The sequence below is a fragment of the Curtobacterium sp. MCPF17_011 genome, assembly GCF_003234145.1.
Taxonomy (GTDB): Bacteria; Actinomycetota; Actinomycetes; order Actinomycetales; family Microbacteriaceae; genus Curtobacterium.
The window spans coordinates 119837-134157 of the sequence record NZ_QKSK01000005.1; the positions used below are offsets into that span (position 1 = coordinate 119837).

At 71.6% G+C, this 14321-nt stretch carries 12 protein-coding genes and 1 tRNA gene; 2 read left to right on the forward strand and 11 right to left on the reverse strand.

What is annotated here, in order from left to right; translation table 11 throughout:
- Positions 1-112: 112 nt before the first annotated feature.
- A complete protein-coding gene (locus tag DEJ25_RS07935; protein WP_111044353.1) occupies positions 113-1786 on the forward strand; it encodes an alpha-glucosidase in 1674 nt (557 codons plus the stop codon).
- A 145-nt stretch (positions 1787-1931) separates the two neighbouring features.
- Here the strand turns inward: DEJ25_RS07935 and DEJ25_RS07940 are convergent.
- From DEJ25_RS07940 to DEJ25_RS07980, 9 genes are all read right to left on the reverse strand, one after another.
- A tRNA-Thr gene (locus DEJ25_RS07940) sits at positions 1932-2004 on the reverse strand.
- A 46-nt stretch (positions 2005-2050) separates the two neighbouring features.
- Positions 2051-2725, reverse strand: a complete 675-nt coding sequence (locus DEJ25_RS07945) for a TetR/AcrR family transcriptional regulator (protein ID WP_111044354.1) — start codon at positions 2723-2725, stop codon at positions 2051-2053.
- An 83-nt stretch (positions 2726-2808) separates the two neighbouring features.
- Positions 2809-3951, reverse strand: coding sequence for a DNA polymerase III subunit delta' (locus DEJ25_RS07950; RefSeq protein ID WP_111044355.1), 1143 nt, complete (start codon positions 3949-3951; stop codon positions 2809-2811).
- A gap of 76 nt (positions 3952-4027) precedes the next feature.
- Positions 4028-4672, reverse strand: coding sequence for a dTMP kinase (gene tmk / locus DEJ25_RS07955; protein WP_111044356.1), 645 nt, complete (start codon positions 4670-4672; stop codon positions 4028-4030).
- Positions 4673-4686: 14 nt separating this feature from the next.
- Entirely contained in the window at positions 4687-7515 is a 2829-nt protein-coding gene (gene topA / locus DEJ25_RS07960; RefSeq protein WP_111044357.1) for a type I DNA topoisomerase, read from the reverse strand.
- A 625-nt stretch (positions 7516-8140) separates the two neighbouring features.
- A complete protein-coding gene (locus DEJ25_RS07965) occupies positions 8141-8554 on the reverse strand; it encodes a TadE family protein (RefSeq protein WP_111044358.1) in 414 nt (137 codons plus the stop codon).
- Positions 8551-8802, reverse strand: a complete 252-nt coding sequence (locus DEJ25_RS17220) for a DUF4244 domain-containing protein (protein ID WP_110902678.1) — start codon at positions 8800-8802, stop codon at positions 8551-8553. The genes DEJ25_RS07965 and DEJ25_RS17220 overlap by 4 nt, the downstream gene beginning before the upstream one ends.
- Before the next feature lie 143 nt (positions 8803-8945).
- Positions 8946-9785, reverse strand: coding sequence for a type II secretion system F family protein (locus tag DEJ25_RS07975; protein ID WP_111044359.1), 840 nt, complete (start codon positions 9783-9785; stop codon positions 8946-8948).
- Positions 9782-10984 (reverse strand): CpaF family protein, encoded by a 1203-nt coding sequence (locus DEJ25_RS07980; protein WP_111044435.1) that lies wholly within the window; start codon positions 10982-10984, stop codon positions 9782-9784. Before DEJ25_RS07980 ends, DEJ25_RS07975 begins: the two co-directional genes overlap by 4 nt.
- A gap of 657 nt (positions 10985-11641) precedes the next feature.
- Here DEJ25_RS07980 and acs point away from each other — a divergent pair.
- Positions 11642-13591, forward strand: a complete 1950-nt coding sequence (gene acs, locus DEJ25_RS07985) for an acetate--CoA ligase (protein WP_181427378.1) — start codon at positions 11642-11644, stop codon at positions 13589-13591.
- 84 nt (positions 13592-13675) lie between these two features.
- On the opposite strand, the gene DEJ25_RS07990 is transcribed toward acs, so the two are convergent.
- Both DEJ25_RS07990 and DEJ25_RS16650 read right to left on the reverse strand, forming a co-directional pair.
- Positions 13676-14137, reverse strand: a complete 462-nt coding sequence (locus DEJ25_RS07990; protein ID WP_110902676.1) for a RidA family protein — start codon at positions 14135-14137, stop codon at positions 13676-13678.
- Positions 14134-14292 carry a hypothetical protein gene (locus DEJ25_RS16650; RefSeq protein WP_166781082.1) on the reverse strand — a complete coding sequence of 53 codons (159 nt, stop codon included), beginning with the start codon at positions 14290-14292 and terminating at the stop codon, positions 14134-14136. The genes DEJ25_RS07990 and DEJ25_RS16650 overlap by 4 nt, the downstream gene beginning before the upstream one ends.
- Between the last annotated feature and the right edge of the window lie 29 nt (positions 14293-14321).

Genomic DNA, 14321 nt, shown 5'->3' on the forward strand with positions numbered 1-14321 from the left:
CGGGTGACCAGCCGATCGACTGGAGGCCCGACACCGGAACGCAGGACGGGCCTCCGGTCCGACGCACTGGTGGGCATGCGCGTAGGGGCGCGCACCGACGCGAGGAGGCGCCGTGACCGGACCGGAACCATGGTGGACGGGAGCCGTCGTCTACCAGGTGTACCCGCGGAGCTTCGCGGACGGCAACGGCGACGGCGTCGGCGACCTCGCCGGGCTGCGGCAGCACCTGGACCACATCGCCGACCTCGGCGTGGACGTCGTCTGGCTGTCGCCGGTCTACCGATCGCCCCAGGCCGACAACGGGTACGACATCGCCGACTACGAGGACATCGACCCGCTGTTCGGCACCATCGACGAGTTCGACGCGTTGCTGGTCGAGGTGCACCGGCGCGGCATGAAGCTCGTCATGGACCTCGTCGTCAACCACTCCAGCGACCAACACCCCTGGTTCCGCGCCGCCCTGCAGTCCCGCACCTGCCCGAAGCACGACTGGTACATCTGGCGCGACCCCGTCGACGGCCACGAGCCGAACGGGTGGCGTGCCGCCTTCGGCGGACCAGCCTGGTCGTGGGACCCCGGTACCGGTCAGTACTACCTGCACATGTTCACGCCGCAGCAGCCGGACCTGAACTGGGAGAACCCCGACCTCCGCGCCGCGGTCTACGACATGATGAACCGCTGGCTGGACCGCGGGGTCGACGGCTTCCGGATGGACGTCATCAACCACATCGCCAAGGACGACGACGCCCTCTCCGGTGACAGCGACGCGTACGTCATGCAGCCGCGCATCCACGAGCACCTGCAGGAGATGCACGAGCGCGTCTTCGCCGGTCGGGAGGCCCTGCTCACCGTCGGCGAGATGCCCGGTGTCACCGTGGAGGACGCGGCGCTCTTCACCGACCCGGAACGCCACGAGCTCGACATGGTGTTCCAGTTCGAACACGTCGGCCTCGACCACGCACCGTCGTCGAAGTTCACCCGGAACGAGACCGACCTGCCGGAGTTGAAGCGCTCACTGGCCCGGTGGCAGACCGGGCTCGAGGACCGCGGGTGGAACTCGCTGTACCTGTCGAACCACGACCAGCCGCGGCCGGTGTCGCGGTTCGGCGCGGCGGCCTCCGGCGGCGACCCCTTCGCGTTCCGGTACGAGTCGGCCACGCTGCTCGCCACCGTGCTGCACCTGCACCGCGGCACCCCGTACGTGTACCAGGGCGACGAGATCGGCATGGTGAACGCCGCCTTCACCAGCATCGACCAGTACCGGGACATCGAGTCGCACAACTGGTTCCGCGGCGCCGTCGGCCGCGGCATGCCGGAGTCCGAGGCGCTCGAGGCCCTCGCCTTCCGCAGCCGCGACAACGCGCGCACGCCGATCCCGTGGGACGACAGCGCACCCGCCGGCGGGTTCTCCACCGCCGAACCGTGGATCGGCATGGGGCAGGGGTGGCCGCGCGTCACCGTCGCGGGCGACCGGGCAGCCGGGCAGCGCTCGGTGTACGAGCATCACCGTCGACTCATCGACCTCCGACACCGCTCCCGCACCGTGCGGTTGGGGACGTTCACACTGCTCGAGGCGGAACACCCGACGCTGTGGGCGTTCACGCGGGCCTCGGCGGATGCGGACGGGCCGCCACTCGTCGTCGTCGCGAACCTGTCCGACGTGGACCTGGAGCTACCGGAGTCGGTCGGGAGGCTCGTGGGGGCGTTCGTCCTGGGGAACCTCGGGGAGCCGCCGGTCGCCGGAACGCTGCGTCCCTGGGAGGCGCGCGTGCACGAGTGCCGGTGACGGGCCTCCCGGGTGGGGCTGGTGGGGCTGGTGGGTTGCCTGGCCTCGCTCGCCTGCCCGCCCGCTCGCCTGCCTGGCCGCTCGCTGCCTGGCCGCTCGGGGAACGCAGAACCCCCTCGCTCCGGGAGGAACGAGGGGGTCTCGGAGCCGCCTGTCGGAATCGAACCGACGACCTATTCATTACGAGTGAATCGCTCTACCGACTGAGCTAAGGCGGCGGACGCCCCGGTGATCCGGAGCGGCACGAGAAATCACTGTACAGGATCAGACGAGCGAGCGCGAAACGAGCGCGCCGAGGTCGGCGAAGGACCGCTCGAGCTCGTCGACGAGGTGTGCGTCCGCGTCCGACTCGGACCACTCCCACCAAGCGTGACGGAGCGCTGCCATGCCGACGAGTGACGCCAGGCGGGCGCGGCGGCGCACCGCGTCGTCCTCGTCCGACCGACGCGGACTGCCGTCCCCGGTCAGGTCACCGGTCTCGGGCAGACCGTCCTCGAGCCGCAACCGCTGCTCGACGACCGTCTGGATGCCGGCCTGGAACTCCTTCATCGACGCCATCCGCTGGCTGAAGAGCTCGGGGTTCGCGCGGAGGACCTGCTGTCGCTCCCCGATCAACCCGCGTTCGTCGATGAGTTCGTGCGCCGAGTGCACCAGCAGCGTGCCGAGGTCCGCGAGCAGTTCACCCGTCGGGCCGCCGGCGACGAAGGTCTCGACGTCCTCGCCCTGCGGCAGGGTCGGGTCGTCACCGAGGATCGCCTGCTCCTTGCTCGGGAAGTAGTTGAAGAACGTCCGCGGCGAGACGTCCGCCCGGCGGGAGACCTCGTCGACGGTGACCGCGGACAGACCGTGCTCGATCGCGATGCGGAGCGCGGCCTGCTGGATCGCCAAGCGGGTGGCGCGCCGCTTCCGTTCGCGGAGGCCCGGTGCAGCGTCGGTCATGGGCCGATCCTCCCACGCCGAGCATCGCGGACGGCCTGAGAACCCTGTCGGGATCGCCAGGCCGAGCAGCCCCGGTCAGCCGGTCAGCGGACGGCGCGGGCGACCGTGACGAGCAGCGCTTCGAGCGCCAGGAGCGCGGCGACGTTCGCACCGATGCGCTGCCGCGCGGTCGCGATCGCGTCGAGGACCTCGAGTGCGGCCGCGGGCGGGACGGACGGCAGCGCCCGCTCGAGCTCGTGACGGATCGCCAGGTTCACCGGCTCGGTAGGAGCGCCGAGTCCGAGCAGCAGCAGGTCGCGGTACAGCGAGGAGACGTCGACGAGGATGCGGTCCAGGCCGTCGCGGAGGCTCCGGGTCGCGCGACGCTTCTGGTCCTCTTCGAGCACCCGGAGCTGGGACCGGAGCGCCGGCGGGACGGTACCGCCCGGTTGGACGCCCAGGGACCGGAGTGCGGCGTCGCGTTCCTCGGCGTCACGCTCGAGCGTGATCGCCTTGGCGTCCTCGTCCGCCACGGCCAGGAGCGCGGCCGCGGCGTTCACGGCGTCACCGACACTGCGGATCGCGAGGACCGTGGTCAAGGTCCGACGACGACGGTCACGGGCGTCCTCGCTCGTCGCGAGGCGCTGCGCCATGCCGATGTGGCTCTGCGCCTGACGCGCCGCATCGGTGGCGAGGACACGGTCCACGCCGGTCCGGGCCACGATGAGGTCGGCGACCGACTCGATGCCCGGGACACGCAGGCGGACCGAGCGCACGCGCGAGCGGATCGTCGGCAGCAGGTCGGCCTCGCTCGGAGCGCAGAGGATCCACACCGTGCGCTCCGGCGGTTCCTCGAGTGCCTTCAGCAGCAGGTTCGAGGTCCGCTCCGTCATCCGGTCGGCGTCCTCGACGATCATCACGCGGTACCGGCCGATCGACGGCGAGAAGTGTGACGAGGTCACGAGCTGCCGGATCTCGTCGATCGTGATGATGACGCGCTGGGTGGTGAGCCGGGCGACGTCGGGGTGGGTGCCGGCGGTGATCAGACGCAGCGTGTGGTCGTCGTCGGGGCCGTTGCCGACCAGGGCGGCGGCGAAGGCCGCGGCGACGTTCGAGCGTCCGGAGCCGGGAGGCCCGGTGATCAGCCACGAATGCGTCATGCCACCCGTGCCGTCGGTCGACTCGGCGGCACTCCGCAGCGCAGCCACGGACTCTTCCTGTCCGGTCAGGCCCTCCCACACGCTCACGGGAGGATCCTGCCAGGAGCCACCGACGGGACCGGCCGGTCGTCGGCGCCCGCGCACGTCGTCGCGGTCCGCAGCATCAACCGACCCCGACCAGGCGTGCCACGGCCGAACGGATCCGCTCCTGCACGACGTCGGCCGACTCGGAGGCGTCGACGACGAGGAACCGCTCCGGTTCGGCGCGGGCCATGTCGAGGAAGGCCTGCCGGACGGACTCGTGGAACGTTGCCGCTTCGGACTCGAGGCGGTCGAACACGTCACCGCGGGCGGCCGCGACACGCGCCCGCCCGAGGCTCACGTCGAGGTCGAGCAGCACCGTGAGGTCCGGCGTCATGCCGTCCGCTGCCCAGTTCGACACCGACCGGATCTGCTCGGCGCCGAGGCCGCGGGCCACGCCCTGGTACGCGACCGAGGAGTCGATGTACCGGTCCTGCAGCACGACGTCACCGCGGGCGACGGCAGGCCGGACGACCGTCTCGACGTGGTGTGCACGGTCGGCGGCGTAGAGCAGCGCCTCGGCCCGGGGCGTCACGTGGCCGCGGTCGTGCAGGACGATCTCGCGGATGCGCTGGCCGAGGTCTGTGCCACCGGGTTCCCGGGTCCGGACGACCCGCCGGCCGTGCGCCCCGAGCCACTGCTCGAGGCGCTCGGCCTGCGTGGTCTTGCCCGCGCCGTCACCGCCCTCGAGGGTGATGAACCAGCCGCGGGAGTCGTCCGTGCGCACTGCTCCGTCCGTGCTCACTTCTTCTTCGCGGGGGCGCGTCGGGCCGGTGCCTTCTTCTTGACCGGGCCCTTGGCACGCTTGTCCGCGAGGAGCTGGACCGCACGCTCGAAGTCCACCGTCTCGACCTCTTCGCCGCGCGGGATCGTGGCGTTCGTCTCGCCGTCGGTGACGTACGGGCCGAAGCGGCCGTCCTTCACCTTGATCGGCTTGCCGGACACCGGGTCCGCGTCGAACTCCTTGAGCGCCGCGCTCGCGGCACGCTTGGCCCCGTACTTCGGCTGCGCGAAGAGCTCGAGGGCACCGGGCAGGTCGACGTCGAAGATCGCGTCCTCGCTCGGCAGGGTCCGGGTGTCCGTGCCCTTCTTGAGGTAGGGCCCGTAGCGACCGTTCTGCGCGGTGATCTCGTCGCCGGACTCCGGGTCCGTCCCGACCGTGCGCGGGAGGTCGAGGAGCTTCAGCGCGGTCTCGAGGTCGACCGACCCCGGGTCCATCGACTTGAAGAGGGAGGCCGTGCGCTCCTTCGGGGCCGCTGCCTTCTTGGCCGTGGCCTTCTTCACGGGCGTCTTCTTCGCGGCGGCGGTCTTCGTGCCGGCGGTCTTCGTGCCGGTCTTCGTCGCGGTCTTCGCGCCCGTCGTCGTGCTCGCTGCCGCCTCTGCAGCCGGTTCTGGTTCAGCCGCCAGGACCTCGCCCGTCGCCGGGTCGACCGTCGGCTCGGGCTCCGGAGTGCGCTCGGTCACGTACGGACCGAAGCGGCCGTCCTTCGCCAGGACCTCCTTGCCCGTCTGCGGGTTGATGCCCACCACGCGGTCGCTGACGACCGGCGCCTCGACGAGTTCGCGGGCCTTGTCGAGGGTGAGCTCGTCCGGCGCGATGTCCTCCGGCACGTTGACGCGGCGCGGTTTCTCCGGGTCGTCGCTCGGGGTCTCGATGTAGGGGCCGTACCGACCGATGCGCAGGGTCAGGCCCGGCGCGAGCTCGACCGAGTTGATCTCGCGGGCGTCGATCTCACCGAGGTTGTCGATGACCGTGCGGAGTCCGCGCTGGTCACCGCCACCGAAGTAGAACTCCTTGAGCCAGTCGACACGGTCCTCCTCGCCGCTGGCGATGCGGTCGAGGTCGTTCTCCATCTCGGCCGTGAAGTCGTACTGCACGAGGTCCCCGAAGTAGTCCTCGAGCAGACGCACGACGCTGAACGCGATCCAGTTCGGCACCAGGGCGGTCCCGCGCTGCGTCACGTACCCGCGGTCCATGATCGTGGAGAGGATCGCGGCGTAGGTCGACGGGCGCCCGATCCCGAGCTCTTCGAGCGTCTTGACCAGGCTGGCCTCGGTGTAGCGCGGAGGTGCGGAGGTGTCGTGCCCCTTGGCCGCCACGTCGGAGACGCCGAGGTGGTCACCTTCGGCCATCTGCGGCAGCTTCGCGTCGTCCGCGGAGTCGCCCGAGGAGCGCTCTTCGTCACGGCCTTCTTCGTAGGCGTTGAGGAACCCACGGAAAGTGATGACCGTGCCGGACGCCGTGAACTCGACGTCGGTGCCGTTCGCCGTGGACGCCAGGCCCTCGATCGACTCGGTCGACGCGATCCCGAGCACCACGGACGCGGTCGAGCCCTTGGCGTCGGCCATCTGCGACGCCACCGTGCGCTTCCAGATGAGGTCGTAGAGACGGAGGTCGTTGCCGCGGAGGACACCCTCCATCTGCGACGGCGTCTTGAACGTGTCGCCGGCGGGGCGGATCGCCTCGTGGGCCTCCTGCGCGTTCTTGCTCTTGCCTGCGTAGGAACGGGGCTTCGCCGGGATCGAGTCCGCGCCGTAGAGCGCGGTCGCCTGCTTGCGTGCCGCGGTGATCGCCTGCTGCGACAGCGACGCGGAGTCGGTACGCATGTAGGTGATGTGGCCGTTCTCGTACAGCGACTGCGCGACGCTCATGGTCTGACGGGCCGAGAAGCGGAGCTTGCGCGCGGCTTCCTGCTGCAGCGTCGACGTGGTGAACGGAGCTGCCGGTCGGCGTGTGTACGGCTTCGACTCGACGCTTCGGACGACGGCGTCGCCGGCGCGGTCGAGGACCGCGGAGAGCGAGCTCGCCGAGCCCTCGTCGAGACGGACGACGTCCGCCGTGGTCTGACCACGGTCGTCGAAGTCACGGCCGGAGGCCACGCGCTTGCCCTGGATCCGGGCGAGGCGAGCCGTGAAGGCCCCCTCGTCGGACTTCTCGAAGCGCGCCGTCAGGTCCCAGTAGTTCGCCGAGACGAAGGCGAGACGCTCGCGCTCACGGTCGACGACGAGGCGGGTCGCCGCGGACTGGACACGACCGGCGGAGAGGCCCGGGCCGACCTTGCGCCAGAGCACCGGCGAGACCTCGTACCCGTAGAGCCGGTCGAGGATGCGACGGGTCTCCTGGGCGTCGACCAGCGCGGTGTCGAGTTCCCGCGTGGCTTCCTGGGCACGCTGGATGGCTTCCTTGGTGATCTCGTGGAACACCATGCGCTTGACGGGCACCTTGGGCTTCAGCACCTGCAGCAGGTGCCACGCGATGGCCTCGCCCTCGCGGTCCTCATCTGTTGCGAGGTAGAGCTCGTCGGCGTCCTTCAGCGCACGCTTGAGGTCCGCGACGGTCTTCTTCTTCGCATCGGAGACGACGTAGTACGGCTCGAACCCGTTGTCGACGTCCACGGAGAACTTACCGAGGGAGCCCTTCTTGAGCTCGGCCGGCAGGTTCTTGGGCTCGACGAGGTCACGGATGTGTCCGACAGACGCCTGGACGTCGTATCCGTCACCGAGGTATTGCGCGATCGTCTTCGCCTTCGCGGGGCTCTCGACGATCACGAGCTTCTTCGTGCCTGGCACGTGACTCCTTGATCGATGGTGCTGATCGGCCGACGGACGTCGTGGAAGTGTCCGGGTCGACCGGGAATTCGGTGACCGGCGGGCCGACAGGCACACCATACACACTCCGGTGGGGATGGCCGGTGGAGCCGGAGCGAGTCCGCCGGACGTGGCTGAACCGCGCGGGCTGCCCACGGCGCGTCGGCCGACCGTCGCCGCAGCAGGCCGTGGGCCGGCCACGGCGACGGCGTGGGCGGACGGCAGGCCACCGCCGGCAGCCACCTCGACCCGGGCTACCACCCCGTCCACACCGCAGGCGACGAGGACGGCTCCGTTGGCCCGAGCGAGGCGTCCAGCAGCACGGCAGGGCGGGCCCGACACCAGGCCGATGGCCGATGCCGCCGCGGCGAGCGCCGCCGCGTCGGCCGCTCCCCGCGCACGAGCGGCCCCGACCCGGTGTCCGGCCGCGCCGAGGAACGAGCCCGTCACGAGGATGACCACCGCGAGGACGGCCGCGAGCGCCACCGTGGCGGATCCCTGCTCACCAGCCCGCAGGGTGCCGGCCCGCATGGTGCTGGCCCGCGCGTTCCTGGGCCGCAGGCCACCGCGGTGGCGCCCCGTCGTGGACCGTGTCGGTCCGGTCGCGTCAGGACCGGTCACCGGTGTCGGCCTCGTCCACGGCGCAGCCGCTCCCCTGCAGGACGACGTCCGAGAACGGCCCCGTGCCGGCGGGTCGTGCGGCACGGACGCAGACGAGTCCCGCCGCACGTTCGACACGGACCGTGCCGGCGTCGGCTCGCTCGAGGGCCTGTCGCGCAGCCGGGTCGTCACCGCGCGCGAATGCCCGGGCAGCGACGGCGGCGGCGGTCTGCAGCCGCCCCTGCCCGTCGACGGCCATCACCCCGGCGATCGCCGCGGCCAAGACCACGGCGAAGACCGGCAGGGCGAGGGCGAACTCGACCGTCACCGATCCGCGGTCACGGCCGTCGTCCTGGTGCTGGTTCCGGCGGTGATCCTCGTGCTCGTCCCGGTCGTGGCTGACGCGTCGTTCCCCTTTCATGGTGTGAGCGCCGTCCGGACGAGGTCCGTGAGGATCGCCTGCACCTCGCCGGACCGCATGACCGCGACGAGGACGCCGGCGAAGGCCACCGCCGCCAGGATGACGACGGCGTACTCGGCGGTGGCGGATCCCTGGTCATCGGACAACCGGCTCGGCGACGCTGGGCTCGGCGATGGATGCCGTCCGAGCCGCTGTGCTCGTTCGGCCGACGGTGTGTCCGGGGCAGCGTCGGAGTGTCCTTCCTGCATGGCGTCGTTCCTCTCTCTCGCGGCACCGGTCGGTCCGGTGCTCGTGACCGGCCCCGCGCGAGGTGCTTGCGGCGCGGGGACCTGCCTCCACCTTCGGCGGACGCGCCCTTCGGCAGGGGCCAACCGACGGGTCCGTGCAGAGTTCAACGGAGGCCTGTGGATGTGGAGGAGAGGATGCCGAGCACGACGGGCACCACTCCGACCGACACGAACGCCGGCAGCACGCAGACGCCGAGCGGCAGCACCAGTCGCACCCCGAGTCGTTCAGCACGCACCAGGCCCTCGGCGGCTGCATCAGCACGACGGTCGACGGCGCCGGCGCGGAGGAGACCGGCCGCCGGGACCCCCGCGTGGTCGGCCAGGGCGAGGGTCTCGACGAGGCACTCCCGGTCAGCGTCGGGCCAGGCCCGGTCGCCGTAGACCGCTTCGACGGTGTGCGCCGCGTCGATCCACGCGCCGCCTCCGGACAGCGCGACGGCCCACACCTCGAGCAGGAGGCCGGGTGTCGGTCCGCTGTCGGAGGCCTCGGCGAGCAGGTGGCGGGTCCACCGCGCGGCCACGACCACGAGGGCCACAGCGACGAGGATGCAGCACCACCCGACCGACGTCCGGGTGAGCACCCCGACGGTGTCGACGCCCCATGCCGAACCGAGCAGCACGCCGAACGCCGGGAGCGCCAGGACCACCCTGGCGCTGGCCCGTGGCCCGGCCGACGCCGTACGGATCGCTCGTTCCGCCGCCGCCCGGTCCCGTAACGACCCCGCGAGCGCCCGGAGTGCGGGCACGACGGGCGCTCCTGTCCGTGCCGCCACGGCGAGCACTCCGTCGATCTCCGGACGGCCCCCAGCCGCCACGGTGGGTGCTCCCGGCCCGGGTCCGGCCACGAGTGCCACGGCCCGGGACGGCGGGACGCCGGCGGACACGAGCACGGCGACCCGGTCCAACGCCCGCGCCGCGGCGAGCGCGTCATCCGTCCGCGTCACGCTCCGCGGGTCCGTCGATGTGCTCCACCAGCGGCGCGCGGACCGCCGATCGCCGAGCCGACCGGACCGGGGCCACCCGCGATCACGCCGTCTCCCCGCTCGCCGTCGCCGTCACCACCCGGACCAGCTGTCCCCAGGGAACCCGCCGGCACCGCGCGAGCCCGTCGCGCCCGTTCCCGCCCGGGCATCCCCAGTCCCCCGGACGCACCGATCGAGACCGGCATGACCTCGAGCCGCCCCTGCCGGTCCACCCCGAAGCGCCCCACCTCGGCGAGCCGTCGCACCCCGTTCCGACGCTCCACGTGCAGGACGAGGTCGAACGCACTCGCCGCCTGCCGCGCGAGCGACCCCGGGGTGAGACCGGCGAGCGCCCCGAGCGCCTCGAGCCGCGCCGCGACGTCGTCGACCCCGTTCGCGTGGACCGTCCCCGCTCCCCCGTCGTGCCCGGTGTTGAGCGCTGACGTGAGTTCCCGGACCTCGGCGCCCCGACACTCCCCCACGACGATCCGGTCGGGCCGCATCCGCAGCGCTTCCCGGAGGAGTCGTTCGGTGCCGAGCGCTCCGGCACCCTCCGCGTTGGCCTGTCGTGCTTCGAGTGCGACGACGTGGGGGTGGTCGATCCGGAGTTCGGCGACGTCCTCCACCGTGACGATCCGCTCGTCGGTCGGGACCAGGCCGAGCATCGCCGCGAGCAGGGTCGTCTTGCCACTGCCGGTCGCTCCGGTGACCAGGACGTTCCGTCGTTCCTGCACGGCGCGGTCGACCACGGTCCGCGGGATCCGCTCGAAGAACCCGCCGCCGACGAGCCGGGCGATGCTCGGCAGCGCGTTCTGTGGCAGCCGGATCGAGATCGCCGTGCCGAGGACACTCACAGGAGCGAGGACCGCGTGGACGCGGATGCCGTCGCCGTGTCGGACGTCCGCACACGGCGTGGTCTCGTCGATGTGCCGCCCGCCGCGGGCCACGAGGGAACGGGCGAGGTCGCGGGCGCGGGTCTCGGACAGGACGAGTCCACCGACCGCGGTGAGGCCCGTCCCGCGGTCGGTCCACACCCCGCGCCCCCCGAGCACCAGGACGTCGGTGACACGGTCGTCGGCGACGAGGGGCGCGAGCTCCTCGAAGTCGACGAGCGACGCAGCCTGCCGCTGGTGGTCCGGTCGTGGTGTGCCGGGCAGGAACGGTGCGCGATGCCGGTGCATGTCGAGGACGGTACGGGCGTGGTCGACGGCGGGCGGGCCTCCTGACCGGATCGGTGGAGAACGCATCCGGCGGGCCCGATCGTGCCGGACTTGTACCCCGATCTCGTCGGCCGTACCCCGTCGCCTGCAGCGCGCTGCGGAGTCGCCGCCGGTCGGCCAAGAGGGGGACACGACAGGCACGGACCGCGCTGTCCTCAGGTCGACCAGGACGCAGCGAGCAACTCTGCTGGTGGACCGTTCTGTTCACCGTTCCGCGTCCCTCCGCGGATCGAGCCGGGTCGGACCCGCCGCGTGGGCGCCGTCACACATGAGGGAACCACGGGAAAAAGAAGAGGCGGCACCTGTTGGGGGGAACGGGTGCCGCCAGGACACCGGCGGATTGGGGGGAATCTTGACCGGCGCCACCGGGAACGAGCCCGGCACGGACAACTGTACCCCAGGAACGGGATGCGACGACACCGCTGACCGGAGAACGCGATCCTGCGCGCGGATCGGCCTCCCGGCTGCGCGAGGCTGCACCCGAGCATCGCCGGTGACCGAGTCGTCCACCGGCGCCTCGGCTGCGGTGTCGCCCGGAGTAGTCTGCGAAGGCGCCCGGTCGTCGACTGCCTCGGTGGGTCCGACCACGCCCCGGGCGGACGAGACGAGAGGACATCGATGACGATGCCGCAGCAGGACCAGATCCACGACGACCAGACGACCTTCCCGCCGTCCCCGGAGTTCGTGGCCGACGCGGTCGCCGACAGCGGCCTGCACGACGCGGCCAGCGCCGACCGTGTGGCCTTCTGGGCCGAACAGTCCCGAGCACTGCTGGACTGGCGGACGCCGTTCACGAGCGCGCTCGACTGGTCGGCGGCACCGTTCGCCCGCTGGTTCGCCGACGGCGAGTTGAACGTCGCCGAGAACTGCCTCGACCGTCACGTCCGCGCCGGCAACGGTGACCGCGTCGCCATCAACTTCGAGGGGGCGAACGGCGACACCCGCACCATCACGTACGCGCAGCTGACCGCGGACGTCCAGCGGGCCGCGAACATGCTCGAAGGGCTCGGCGTGGGTCAGGGCGACCGCGTCGTCGTCTACCTGCCGCTCATCCCGGAGGCCGTGGTCACCATGCTGGCCATCGCACGCCTCGGCGCGATCCACTCCGTCGTCTTCGGTGGGTTCAGCGCCGAGAGCCTGCGCGCCCGTATCGAGGACGCGGGCGCCAAGGTCGTCGTGACGGCGGACGGCGGCTGGCGACGTGGCGCCGTCTCACCGCTCAAGCCCGCGGTCGACGAGGCCCTGCAGGGCGAGGGCACCGCCAGCGTCGAGCACGTCCTGGTGGTGCAGCGCGGCGGCAACGACGTCGACTGGACGGACCGGGACCGCTGGTGGCACGACGATTTCGCCGCCGCCGCTCCGGAGCACGAGGCGCAGGCCTTCCCCGCCGAGAACCCCCTCTTCATCCTGTACACCTCGGGCACGACCGGGAAGCCCAAGGGCATCGTGCACACCTCGGGCGGCTACCTGACGCAGGCGGCGTACACGCACAAGAACGTGTTCGACATGCACCCGGAGAAGGACGTGTACTGGTGCACGGCCGACATCGGCTGGATCACCGGGCACACCTACGTCGTCTACGGACCGCTGGCGAACGGCGTGACGCAGGTCCTCTACGAGGGCACGCCGGACGAGCCGAAGCCCGGCCGCTGGTGGGACCTGGTCGACGCGTACGGCGTCACCGTCCTCTACACGGCTCCGACGGCCGTGCGGGCGGCGATGAAGGCCGGCCGTCAGATCCCGGAGGCACGCAGCCTCGAGACCCTGCGCCTGCTCGGCAGCGTCGGCGAACCGATCAACCCCGAGGCGTGGCAGTGGTACCGGCAGGTCATCGGCCACGACCGGACGCCGATCGTGGACACGTGGTGGCAGACCGAGACCGGCGGGATCATGATCTCCGCCCTGCCCGGCGTCACGAAGCTCAAGCCCGGCGCGGCCCAGACGCCGCTGCCGGGCATCGTCGCCGAGATCGTCGACGACGACGGACACCGCGTCGACCCCGGCGGCAGCGGCTACCTCACCATCACCGAACCGTGGCCGTCGATGGCACGCGGTATCTGGGGCGACCCGGACCGGTTCGTCGAGACCTACTGGTCCCGGTTCCCCGGCAAGTACTTCGCCGGCGACGGGGCGAGACTCGACGGACAGGGCGACATCTGGGTGCAGGGGCGCGTCGACGACGTCATGAACGTCTCCGGGCACCGCCTGTCCACCGCCGAGATCGAGTCGGCGCTGGTCGGACACGAGGGCGTCGCCGAGGCGGCCGTCGTCGGTGCCGCCGACGAGACGACCGGGCAGGCCGTGGTCGCGTTCGTGATCCTCACCGCCGAAGCAGCCGCCGACGTCGACCGCGACTCCGCAGCGACGGAACTCCGCAACTGGGTCGGCAAGCGGATCGGCCCGATCGCGAAGCCACGCCAGGTCGTCATCGTCCCCGAGCTGCCGAAGACGCGCTCCGGCAAGATCATGCGGCGCCTCCTCCGCGACGCGGCCGAGGGCCGCCGAATCGGTGACACGACGACGCTGGCCGACCCGACGATCATGGCGACGATCGCGGAACTGATGTAGCTCGCGGGACGCAGGAAGAGCCTCCAGGCCGGTCTGTCTGGAGGCTCTCCTGCTGTCCGCGGACGGCTTCCGTCCGCCGGTGGTTCAGTCCGTCAGCTCGACGATCAGTTCCACCTCGACGGGGGCGTCGAGCGGCAGCACCGCGACGCCGACGGCACTGCGGGCGTGGACGCCCGCTTCACCGAAGACGTCGCCGACGAGCTGCGAGGCACCGTTCGCGACCCCGGGCTGACCGGTGAACGACGGGTCCGAGGCGACGAAGACCGTCACCTTGACGACCTTCGCCACCCGGTCGAGCGACCCGGCGACGCTCTGCACGGCGGCGAGGCCGTTCAGCGCGGCCTGACGTGCCTGCGCGGTCGCGGTCGCGGCGTCGACCCCCGAGCCGACCTTGCCGGTGACCGGGAGGGCGCCGTCGACGAAGGGCAGCTGCCCCGCTGTGAAGACGTGACGGCCAGAGACGACAGCCGGGACGTAGGCGGCGACCGGGGCCGCGACGGCCGGGATCGTGAGGCCGAGCTCGCGCAGGCGGTCCTCGATGCTCACGCGTCGGCCTTCGGACGCTTCAGGTAGGCGACCAGGCCGCCCTCGGGGCCGGTGACGACCTGGACCAACTCCCAGCCCTCGTCACCGAAGTTGTTGAGGATGGCAGTGGTGTTGTGGATGATCAACGGAGTCGTGAGGTATTCCCAGCGGCGCATGCGGTTCCTTGCCAGCCTTTCAGTCCGAG

What these genes read in the sequence shown, in the direction of transcription:
- DEJ25_RS07945 (WP_111044354.1), bottom strand. Translation starts at nt 2,725, where the DNA reads ATGACCGACGCTGCACCGGGCCTCCGCGAACGGAAGCGGCGCGCCACC.
- DEJ25_RS07965 (WP_111044358.1), bottom strand. Translation starts at nt 8,554, where the DNA reads ATGAAAGGGGAACGACGCGTCAGCCACGACCGGGACGAGCACGAGGAT.
- DEJ25_RS17220 (WP_110902678.1), bottom strand. Translation starts at nt 8,802, where the DNA reads ATGCAGGAAGGACACTCCGACGCTGCCCCGGACACACCGTCGGCCGAA.
- DEJ25_RS07980 (WP_111044435.1), bottom strand. Translation starts at nt 10,984, where the DNA reads ATGCACCGGCATCGCGCACCGTTCCTGCCCGGCACACCACGACCGGAC.
- acs (WP_181427378.1), top strand. Translation starts at nt 11,642, where the DNA reads ATGACGATGCCGCAGCAGGACCAGATCCACGACGACCAGACGACCTTC.
- DEJ25_RS16650 (WP_166781082.1), bottom strand. Translation starts at nt 14,292, where the DNA reads ATGCGCCGCTGGGAATACCTCACGACTCCGTTGATCATCCACAACACC.